This window comes from Streptomyces sp. NPDC006798 (assembly GCF_040635975.1).
Classification (GTDB): Bacteria; Actinomycetota; Actinomycetes; order Streptomycetales; family Streptomycetaceae; genus Streptomyces.
Map to the genome: position 1 here is coordinate 185,551 of NZ_JBEYIS010000009.1, position 9,919 is coordinate 195,469.

Annotated in this window: 11 protein-coding genes and 1 pseudogene; 2 read left to right on the forward strand and 10 right to left on the reverse strand. The window is 72.4% G+C overall.

Features of this window, described 5'->3' with window-relative positions:
* Window positions 1-45: 45 nt before the first annotated feature.
* The 10 genes from ABZ714_RS08725 to ABZ714_RS08770 all read right to left on the reverse strand — a co-directional run bounded on the left by ABZ714_RS08725 (window position 46) and on the right by ABZ714_RS08770 (window position 8,364).
* The gene (locus ABZ714_RS08725) at window positions 46-963 is read right to left on the reverse strand and encodes a phage tail protein (RefSeq protein WP_358824426.1); all 918 of its coding nucleotides are present in this window, start codon (window positions 961-963) and stop codon (window positions 46-48) included.
* A gap of 114 nt (window positions 964-1,077) precedes the next feature.
* On the reverse strand, window positions 1,078-2,340 hold the full coding sequence (locus ABZ714_RS08730; protein WP_358824427.1) for a hypothetical protein: 1,263 nt from the start codon (window positions 2,338-2,340) through the stop codon (window positions 1,078-1,080).
* Window positions 2,337-3,521, reverse strand: coding sequence for a phage tail protein (locus tag ABZ714_RS08735; protein WP_358824428.1), 1,185 nt, complete (start codon window positions 3,519-3,521; stop codon window positions 2,337-2,339). The genes ABZ714_RS08730 and ABZ714_RS08735 overlap by 4 nt, the downstream gene beginning before the upstream one ends.
* Window positions 3,522-4,408: 887 nt before the next feature.
* Complete coding sequence (locus ABZ714_RS08740; RefSeq protein WP_358824429.1) at window positions 4,409-4,729, reverse strand: hypothetical protein; 321 nt, start codon at window positions 4,727-4,729, stop codon at window positions 4,409-4,411.
* A gap of 95 nt (window positions 4,730-4,824) precedes the next feature.
* Window positions 4,825-5,124, reverse strand: coding sequence for a hypothetical protein (locus ABZ714_RS08745; RefSeq protein ID WP_358824430.1), 300 nt, complete (start codon window positions 5,122-5,124; stop codon window positions 4,825-4,827).
* Window positions 5,125-5,213: 89 nt separating this feature from the next.
* A complete protein-coding gene (locus tag ABZ714_RS08750) occupies window positions 5,214-5,816 on the reverse strand; it encodes a phage tail protein (protein WP_358824431.1) in 603 nt (200 codons plus the stop codon).
* A gap of 193 nt (window positions 5,817-6,009) precedes the next feature.
* The gene (locus tag ABZ714_RS08755; protein ID WP_358824432.1) at window positions 6,010-6,468 is read right to left on the reverse strand and encodes a hypothetical protein; all 459 of its coding nucleotides are present in this window, start codon (window positions 6,466-6,468) and stop codon (window positions 6,010-6,012) included.
* 550 nt (window positions 6,469-7,018) lie between these two features.
* Window positions 7,019-7,234 carry a hypothetical protein gene (locus ABZ714_RS08760; protein WP_358824433.1) on the reverse strand — a complete coding sequence of 72 codons (216 nt, stop codon included), beginning with the start codon at window positions 7,232-7,234 and terminating at the stop codon, window positions 7,019-7,021.
* Window positions 7,231-7,866: a hypothetical protein gene (locus ABZ714_RS08765; protein ID WP_358824434.1), complete on the reverse strand. Its 636-nt coding sequence runs from the start codon at window positions 7,864-7,866 to the stop codon at window positions 7,231-7,233. Before ABZ714_RS08765 ends, ABZ714_RS08760 begins: the two co-directional genes overlap by 4 nt.
* Window positions 7,867-8,067: 201 nt before the next feature.
* Entirely contained in the window at window positions 8,068-8,364 is a 297-nt protein-coding gene (locus ABZ714_RS08770) for a WhiB family transcriptional regulator (protein ID WP_358824435.1), read from the reverse strand.
* Window positions 8,365-8,558: 194 nt separating this feature from the next.
* Here ABZ714_RS08770 and ABZ714_RS08775 point away from each other — a divergent pair, with 194 nt between their 5' ends.
* The gene (locus ABZ714_RS08775) at window positions 8,559-9,002 is read left to right on the forward strand and encodes a helix-turn-helix transcriptional regulator (RefSeq protein WP_358824436.1); all 444 of its coding nucleotides are present in this window, start codon (window positions 8,559-8,561) and stop codon (window positions 9,000-9,002) included.
* Window positions 9,003-9,359: 357 nt separating this feature from the next.
* Window positions 9,360-9,919: pseudogene (locus ABZ714_RS08780) on the forward strand (hypothetical protein); the annotation flags it as partial.

The window sequence follows — 9,919 nt, forward strand, 5'->3', positions numbered from 1 at the left end:
GGGTGCTCCTCGGGAGGTTCGCGTTGGGCGGGGCGGGGCGGGCGGTCACCATTCGGCGCTGCGCCAGCTCACGGCGAGGGTCGCCTCGGGCGCGGCGGTACGCGGCCGGAAGGCGAGGGCGTTGGTGCCGGGCTCCAGGGTGAACAGCTCCTCGGGGGAGCTGTCGGGCGCGGCGGTGTGGCGGCGGGACGCGGTGCCGTTGAGGGTGACCGAGCCGTCGGCGGTGTCGACGACGAGTTCGTCGTTGGCGCCGAGGTCGATCAGATAGCGCAGCCGCCGTCCGGTGGTGTGGTTGACGACCACGGGCTGGGAGCAGGGGCCGCGGAACGCGATCACGGGGTGGGCGGGGGCGCTGCCGTCGTCGACCGCGGTCAGATTGCCGTCGACGGTCGGCAGCCCCCAGACCAGGGGCCAGGTCAGCGGCCAGGCCAGCCCGGTCCCCGGCTGCGGCGGGCCGGTTATCAGCCGCCGGGCCTCGACGGCGTACCGGCGCGGATCGGTGGCCAGCCACTGGACGGTGACCCGGCCGACGCCCTGGGCCACCAGGGACCGGTCGGCGGGCAGGACGCGCTGGACGAGCCGGGCCCGTACGGCCAGGGTCTCGCCGTGGACCCGGACCGCGAGCCACTGCTGGGTGTCGGCGAGCGCGAGGGCCCGGCGCAGCTCGCGCAGGGCGAGGGCGGGGTCCGTACCGGGTGCGGGCAGTACCCAGACCTGGCCGGTGATCCGGCGCGGCCGGGCGTACTGCGTCCCGGGCCAGGCGCCGTGCGTGGTGGGCCGGTCGGCGTCGGTGGTGTCGGCGTCGGGCAGATCCTCCCAGCCGGTCAGGCCCTGCCGGTCGATCTCGTACGGGGTACGGGGGCCGAGCAGCAGCCCGCCCCACTGGATCTGCCCGTCGAGGGTGATCCGTGAGGCGGGGGCGGTTTCGATGTCGGCTGTGATGGGTGGGGCGGGTGTGGCCATGGGGCCGTCACCTCCTGGGGCGAAGTCGGGGGTGCGGGGCGCGGCGGGCGGCGAGGGGGTGGCCCGGCGTACGGCGTGTCTCGTACGCGGCCGGGCCGTTCGCGGGCCTTGTGCCTAGCCCGCGCGGGCGAGGAAGAGCAGATCCTCGGCGATGTCATGGGCCGTGGCGCCGGCCGGCTCGTGGAAGGAGTCCACCCGGCGGAGCCGCCGTCCGGTACGCGACGTCCGGGCGTCCGGCTCGGCCGCCCGCAGCCCGGCGACGTCCCCCAGCGGGGTGATCGAGCCGGGGAGCGTGCCGTGCGGCGGGCTGACCAGACCGCCCTCCGCCAGGAACGAGACGATCTTCTTGCCGATCGACTTCGGATCGAACAGCTTCTTGAAGTCGATGGCCTCCCACTTCTCGATCAGCCATTCGACGAACCGGGCCGGGGCGTGGACGAAGCCGGAGAAGCCCTGGAAGCCGATGGCGATCCCGTCGGCGATTCCCCGCAGCAGATCGCCGGTGGCGTCCTTGACCCGGTCGAAGAACGGCGGGATCTTGTCCCGGATCCACTTGGCGGCCGGGTCGACGATCGCCTTGATGCCGTTCCAGGGGTCCCGGACGAGTTTGGTGAAGTTCGTCAGTGCCTTCTTGATGCCGTCGCGGGCGGCGGCGAAGGCGTTCTTGACCGTGGTGCCGATGGACTTCACCGGGTCGGTGATCCGGTCCCGGACGAAGCGGATCCCCGTCTCGACCGCCTCCCGGGCCTTGGAGATCACCGGGAAGACCTTCTTCTTGATCCGGTCGAAGCCCTCGCGGAGCTTGTCGAACCCCTTCTTGACCAGGCGCTGACCCGTCTCGGTGTTGAGGGCGAAGTCCACCAGCAGACCGATGACGGTGACCGCGATCGCGGCGGCCCCGCCGAACGGGTTGGCCTGCATGGCGACCGTGATCGCGGCCATCGCGACCGCGCCCCCGGTCAGCCCGATCCCGAGAGTCGTCAGCAGGGGCGAGGCCAGCCCGATGGCCGTGCCGAGCGGGCCGACGAGCCGGTCGAAGGCCCCGCCGCCGTCGGCGAGCCGCTTGGCGGCCCCGCCCGACGAGCGGGCCGAACCACGGGCCTTGGCGATCTGACCTGCCGCGATACCGGAATTCCGGCCGACCGCCCGGATCGGGGCGAGTGCGGGGGCCGTACCGTCCCGCAGCCCGGCCAGCGCCGTACCCGCGTCCCGGGCCGAGGCTCTGATCCGGTCGGCCGCGCCGCGCGCCCCGCCGACCTGCCGCACGGCGTTCCGTACGGCCCCCACCGCCCCGTCGTGCCGGGACCGCAGGGTGCTCATCGGACCGGCGACCCCGGCCAGCGGATTCAGCGCGCGGGCGGCGGCGACGGCGCTCATCCGCGCGCCTTGACCAGGAACATCAGCGCCTTCGCCGTGGCCCGGGGGTCACTGGTGGGCGCCGCGTGGTAGTGCTCGATATGGAACCCGGGGCCCGCGCCCGCGCCCGACTGGGCCCGGGCCCGCAGCGCCGTATGGCGCAGCAGCCGGTTCAGCTTGGAGAGCGGCAGTACGGCTTCGGCCTCGCCGGCCTCCGCGATGATCGCCGGAACACCGCCCGCCCGGGGGGCGACCAGTCCGCCCTCGGCCAGCTTGCCGATCTTGGGGATGTCCGGGAGGCCCTTGCCGCCGATACCCGGCACCCAGTTCGGCACCTTGAAGTCAATGGAATTGATCTTGCCGATCGCGCCGTTGATGATATCGATGACGCTGTTGATCGGGGCCTTGACCTTGTCCTTGATCTTGCCGAAGGTATCGCTCGCGATGTCCTTCAGCTTTCCCCACTTCTTGCCCAGCTCGTCCTTGACGTGCGTGAACACCTTCGGGACCTTCTGGATGAAGTCGGCGACGGGCTTGATATAGCCCTTGATCTTGCCCCAGATGTCCTTGACGGTGTTCCGGGCCGTTCGCAGCGGGCCCTCGATCCGCTTCTTGACCGCCTCGAACCCGTCCTTGACGTATTTCCTGATCTTTCCGACGATGTCGGAGACCTTCTCCCGGGCCTTGTCGAAGATCCGCTTGATCAGGGCGCCGAAGTCCTTGATGACCGGGCCGACCTTTTTCCAGACCGTCTCGATGGCCTTCTTCACGGCGTCGAAGGCCGTTTTGACGACCCGGCGCAGGGTCTTCGACTGGGTCGCCATTTCGACGACCTTCTCGATGAGCGGCATGAAGAGTTCGAGCAGCCGGGTGAAGATATTGCCCTTCATGGACTTGTTGAGCCCGTCCATGCCCTTCTTGGCGTTGTCGGCGCCGCCTTTGAACTTGCCGATATTGGTACCGCCGGTCTGGCCGGACTTCCCGGCTTTGGCGACCGACTTCTCCGCACTGTCCGCGTTCCGCCGCAGGGTCCTCAGCTCGGACGCGGCACCCTTGGCCGCGTCCTTGAGCTTCTTGACCCCGCCTTCGCTGTTCTGCGCGCCCGTTCTGAGGTTGTTGGCGGCGCGCCCGGCGCTGTCGGACCGGTCCTTGAGCGTTTTGAGGTGGCCGTTGGCATTGTTGAGTGCTCTGACCAGAGACACCTGGAGTCTCCTTCGTTCTCCGTTTCCGGGGGCGGGTCAACGTCCGTCGACGGCCTGGGTGAGGTTGTTCACGTCCTGGGTGAGGGGGCGCAGGCTGGGGGTGGCGGCGGGCTGCCCCCCCCGCCCCGGGCCGCGCGGTGGTACCGGCGTTGCCGGGGGGTCGGCGTTGCTGGCCGGTCGTGCCCTGTCCGCCCCCGCTCCGGTTGCCTGTGTCGCCCGCGCCCGGGGTGTTCCGCGGCGTGCCCGGCCGGTCGCCTTCGAGTGCCGCGATACGTCTGTCGAGCAGGTCCATCTCGCGTTGCGCCTGGTCCATGGGGGTGCGCCAGGCGCGCTCCTCGTCGTCCGGGGCGAGGCCGATGCGGGCCCGCCGTGAGCCCTCGGCAGCCTGCCGTAGCTGGTAGAAGCGTCGTCTCGGCTGCGGGCCCGGCGTCGAGGCCGGGTCCGCGCCGGGCTCCGGGTCCGGGGCCGGGTCCGGGACACCGTGCAGCCAGCGACGGATCCTGTTCCCCGCTCCGTAGATCGGTCTGCGAACGATGTTGTTGACCTTCTCCGAGAGGTCGAAGATCGCCAGGTCCATCTTGAGGAGCACCAGACCGAGGGCGAGCAGGAACACATCGGGCTCGGCCTTGACCATCTCGGGTTTGATGGTGAACGGACCGATCTGCGTTCCCCCGCCACCGCCCTCGGCCGGTTTCTCCCCCTGCTCCTTCACCCACTTCTGGGTGGCCAGCGGTTCGCCCTCTTTCAGCGCCTCCTTGCGGACCTGATCGGCGGTGAGGAACGACGACGCCGCCTTGTCCGCCTTCTTCTCCAGCGTGGCCTTGATGGTGTCGATCTGCTGTTGGAGGCCGGCTTCCTTCGCATCTTTCATGACCGCTCCTCGCGGGTCAGCCGAAGAACCGGGCCAGCTCGGCCGGGTCCGGTGGGCTCACGTCACTCGTCGGCGCCCCGGGGGCACCGGGCGCGCGGCCGTCCGCGTCCGCCCGCTCCCCGGGCAGCCCCGGGCGCGGGACCGGCTCCGGCGGGTCCGGCGGTTCGTCGGAGTGGACGGAGGTGAACATCCAGTTGGCGACTGCCAGATGGTCGACGGCGGCGGCCAGTAGGTAGTCCGTCACGGACCACTCCGCCGACTCCCCGTCGATCTCCCGGTTCACCGCGCTGTCCGGCGGAAGGTGCTTGATCAGCACCCAGAGCCGGCGGGACGACATCGTGCCCCGGTGCCAGTCGAGCAGGTCGGCGCGGTAGTACCGCAGTAGGTCGGCTTCGAGCGCCTCGGCGTGTTCGTCGACGAACGCGTCGAGGCTCAGTCTTCCCCCACGCCGAGCCCGGTCTCCTGGCCGTAGGCGTCGAGGACGGCGGCGATGTCCTGCATGGTGATGTCGTGCTCCGCGAACCGGGCGAACTGCTCTTCGCCCATCAGCAGGGCGAGCAGTCCGTCGACGTCGTTGTCCTCCAGCTTCCGCAGCGCCTTGGCGGTCGCCCGGCTGATCTCGGTGGGGAGTTCGAAGGTGTCGCCGTCGATGTGGAAGGACCAGGTGCGGCCGTGCGCCTCCTGGCGCTGCGCCCGGGCGGCGTTGATGTCGAAGTTGGCCGTGTGAGCCATGGGGTTCTCCTGAATCGGGGTGATCGGGAAACACGTGGTGCCGGGCGGGGCCGGGCCCGTGAAAGGGACCGGCCCCGCCCGGAGGGGTGTTACGGGGTGACGGGCGGCGACGCGTACGCCGGGTCCTTCATGTAGAAGGTGGCCAGCGGCGACGTCGTACCCGGGGAGAGGGCGGTGAAGGTGACGCCCAGCGACGCGGCCGACTTGCGGGCCAGCTTCACGTCGTCGGCGGCCGTCACCTGGCCGCGGGGGATGACGAAGCGGTAGGTGATGTCCTTCCCGTCGGTGAATTCCAGGCCCAGGGCCCGCTCGTCGAAGGTCGGGCCGTCCGGGATGTCGATGCTGTAGACCCCGGTATTGGTACCGACCGGCTTGACGTCGCTCTTCGACCCGCCGATGAAGAAGGGCAGGGTGTTCTCGTTGAACTGGAGCATCGCGAACTTGAGGGTCAGATCACGGTCCGAGTAGACGAACCGGGCCGGGCTGATCGCCTGCCAGGTCTCCACCGGGTCCAGCTTGTCCTTCTTGGCGAAGGTCACACCGTCGGTGGTGGTGTAGCCGAGGTCCGTCCACGCGGCGCTCCAGTCGGCCGCGGGGTTGGCGGAGAAGGCGCTGGGCGCCGCCGCGCCGACCGCGCCGACGAGGACGCGGCCGGTACCGGCGACGCGGATCTCGGACGAGTTGCCTGCCATAGAGGGCTCCTTGGGTGTGGGTGGTGCGGTGGTGGGTGCCCCGGGCCGGACCGGATCGGCGTACCGGAGTACCGGCGTTACCGGCGGGCCGGCCCGGGGCGGATCGCCGTGGATACGGCGAAGGCCCCGTCCTGGAGGGAGGGCGGGGCCGGTCCTTGGCGGCGGCTCGGGGCCGCCGGGGGAGGGGGACGGGTCAGTAGACCCGGAGGACGAAGCGGAGCACGCTTTCGTAGCGGTTGGCGCCCGCGTGGATGAAGTCCGGCTGCCAGCGCGGCCCGTCCAGCTCCACCACGTCGGTGACGACCGTGGTGATGCTGCCGGGGGGCGCGGGCGGGGCGGGGGCGAACGTTCTGCCCCGGAGGGGGAGCAGGACGCCGCGCGCCTTGTTGGCCAGGATGTGCGCCGCCGCCTTCGTGGGGCCGTACACCTCCAGCTCGATGATCGGCTGGTCGACATGGAGGTCTTCGAGCCAGGCGCCGCCGCGCCGGGAGACGAGGACCGCGGGCTGGGTGCCGTTGAACCCGGCGGGCGGGGACTGCCCGATATGGACGTCCGCGCCCAGCTTGCTCTGCGCTTCCTGGAGCAGCTTGACGACGATCTCCTCGACGTCGGGGAAGGACGTCGGAAGCGGTGAGGGCGGGGGAGTGGTCATCGGGAGATCTCCTCTTCGTACGCGGACGGCCGGGCCGGTCCCGAGATGGCGCGGTTCCGCGCGGGCCCCGCCGGACAGAGGGAGGGAGAACCGGCAGTAGGAAGCGGCGGAGCCGTGCCCGGGAGGGATCCGGAGGGATGCGGGCACAGCTCCGCCGCTGCACCTATTGTGATTGCTATCGCGCGAGAGCGCAACCAGTTCGCGCGAGAGCGCACGAAGAAACGCGAAAGGGGCGGCCGTCCCGATGAGGGACGACCGCCCCGAGCAGGGCTCACATATGAGGGACCGGGCGGCAGGGGATTCCATTCAGGGCCTGCGCTTGCGAGGGCCGGACCGCGGGAGAGCAGTCAGGGGCGCGGGGAACTGCGCGACCGGCCGCGGGCGGTCCGCGGACCGCCGACGGCATCGGGCCGCCGGGCGCGGCCCGGGCAGTTCGGGGCGGTGCTCCGGAGGGCCGAGGCGGTGGGGTCCCCCCGGCGCCGAAGGCGTAGAGGGCGGAACTGAACGACCAGCCCCCGGCGGCCTGAGGGCCGCCGGACGGACTCGGCTCCTAGCACCGCCCCCGCGCGGCCCGCTCCGCCGCGAAGACGTCCGCCAGCCGGTAGAGCCCGGCCCGGCCCCGGCGGCCCGCCGGGGCCAGATGGCCGAGCTGGACCCATTTGCGGATGGTCGCGGGTACGACGCCCGCCTCCGTCGCCGCCAGCGCGCCGGTGATCAGCGGGCCCTCCGGGCGAGGGCCGTCCCGGAAGGCGGGCGCGGCCTTCACCGGCGGGTGCCTTCCGCCGCCGCGTCCATCGCCGCCGAGACCGCGCCGGGGTCCGTGCCGGGCGGGGCCGTACCGTCCTCCGGGTACCAGGTGTGGCGGTGGGCGGCCTCCGTCGCGCACGGGCAGTCCGCCGTGCCGCAGCGGCAGGCCGGGTTGACGCAGAGCACCGCGCGCCGCTCCGGGAAGGCCCGCAGGGAGACCGAGTCGCACCACGGGCAGCGGCCGTCGAGCCGGATCACCGGCTCCGGGTCGCCGAGGGCCCGCCCGCAGCGGCCCGTCATCCGCCGGGCCTCGTCGCGGACGTGTTCGGCGAGGTCGGGGTGGGCGTCGATGTCGCCGAGCAGCCCGGCTATCCGGGCCAGCCTGTGCGGTACGGGGGCGTGCCGGGGGCGGCCGAGCCGGAGCCGGTCGTGGACGGCCTCGTCCAGTTCGACGACCCCGTCGGTGATGTCGCGTACGGCGTCCGAGACATGGAGCCGCAGCGGCGCGGACGGCCCGCCGCGCGCGGTACGTCCCGTACCGCCGCCCGCCCCGGGGGAGCGGTGGCGGGGGGCCAGTTCGGTGAGCAGCTCGGGGAATCGGCGGTGGAGCGTCTCGATCCAGACTGCCGCGTCCTGGGTGGCCGGGTTCAACGGTGCCTCCTGTGCGTGCTGCTGTGCGGATGATCCGGTGGCCGCGCTCCGGCCCGGTCCTCGGTGCGGGCATCGCCCGGCCCGGCGGGGCCGGGGCGGCGCGCACGGACCGGCGACGGCGTGTACGACCCGTGCGCCGGATGTGTTGACTCGGCGTACGCCTGGGTAAGGAGGAGTGAATGCGCGCTTCACAGAGTCCGCCTACGCCACGATCGCGGCGTCGAAGTCGGACGTATCGATCGGGCGCGCAACATAATCGCCGCGGAGCCGCACCAGTCGGCCGTTGCGCCACAGCCGCCCGCCGCTGACGCCGTCGAAGTAGCTCTCGGCCGGGGCCACCGACTCCTCGCAGCGGCGGGCCACCGGGCACCGGTGACAGGCTTCCAGTGCTGGTCGGGCCTCTTTCTCCCGTCGGGCGAAGACGATTTCCGGGGGCAGTCCCGCACAGGCGGCGGCGGTGCGCCAGCGCGCGGAAGCGGGCGAATCGGGTACGGCCATAGGGGCGCCTCCTGAGCCTCGGACAGGTCGGTTCGCCTTCGCACCGTGACACGTTGCGAGCGCACGCGCAACTAAATCCGGGGTCGACTCGGGGTGCCGCTCGGTGGCGGCAGGGTGACCGGGTGCGCAATCACGTAATTCCTTGCGCGCAAGCGCGATATCCTGAAGCCCGCTTCGGAGGGAGGCGACCCGAGATGACTGCCAGTGGCCTGGAACAGTTCGCCACCTGGATCGAAGACCTCATCCGCCGCCGCGGATACGACATCGACAGCCCGCGTGGTGGCGGGAAATCCCGGCTGGCCGACGAGGCCGGGGTGCACCGCGCCGCGATCACCCGGCTGCTCCAGCGGCAGTCGATGCCCGATCTGGAGACCACCCGCCGCCTCGCCCATGTGCTCGACGTACCGGTCCGCGACATGCTGATCCGCTCGGGCCGTCTCACCGAGGAGGATCTGCCGCTGCCGCAGTCACCGGGCTCGGGCGCCGGGGGCGACGCGGAACAGCGGCGGCTGACCCTGGAGGAGGCCGCCGCCGGGCTGGGCGTACCACCCGATCAGCGGGAGATGTTCATCCGGGTGGCGGGACAGTTCCTGCCGCCCGCGACGGCCCGGCGCCGCGCGCCCCTCGCCCAGGACTGACCGCCGCCCGGGACCCGAACCGCACCCGATGGCGACCGGGCGCCGAGCCCGATACCGGTCCCGGCGCCCGAAGCCCCGTCCGTCCCCGCCGGTCCGCTCCGTCTGCCCGTGTCCGGTGGTCCGCCGGGCACCGTCGGCCCGTCCCCCGGGGCGCACGCACTCCGCCGGGTGACCGCCGGAGGCGGTGCCATCAGTAACGGAAACGGTGCCATCAGTAAACTGTCACCGCCTGTTCCCCCCTATTCGCGCAGGCCGTCCGCCGTACCGGGCGGAACCGGCCGAGGGGTGCGGCCGGGGGCGTTCTCGTCGTACGGCGCGCGAGCGGGTGGTCGGTGAAGGACGGGGCTGGGGGCGCGTATGTCCGAGTACGAGGGGCCGGCGGGCGAGGTGAGAGAGCCCCGGACGCCGACGACTCCGTCGTCCCCCCGTCATTCCGGAGGCGCCGCCCTGCCCGGCGAGCCGCCCGCCGACGGCTTGCCCGAGCTGCTGGCCTTAGTCGGACGGCTGCTCGAAGGCCACGCTCCCGCCGAGATAGCCGTCCTGCTCCGCGAGGAGCTGGACCGCCGGGAGATCGAGGCGTACGCCAAGGGCTGGCGGGACGCCTCGGACGAGTACGGCCCGGCGCTGGAGGAGGCCCTGGCCGCCGCCCGGCCGCTGCGGCTGGTGGACCGTACGCCCGGCCAGGCGGCGGTCATCCCCTTCCCCTACGAACCCCACGACCCCGGGGACCCGCGCGGCCGCCGCGATTCCGGCGATTCCGGCGACCCCCGCCGTTCCCGTGACGCCGGCGACCCGCACGCGTCCGCGTCCCGGGAGCGGTCCGGTCCGTACCCGGGTGACGAGGCGACCCGGCGCCGGCCGCCGGAGGACGGCGCCGGCGGTCCTTCGTCGCCCTCGGCCGCCGCGGCGGCGGCCGA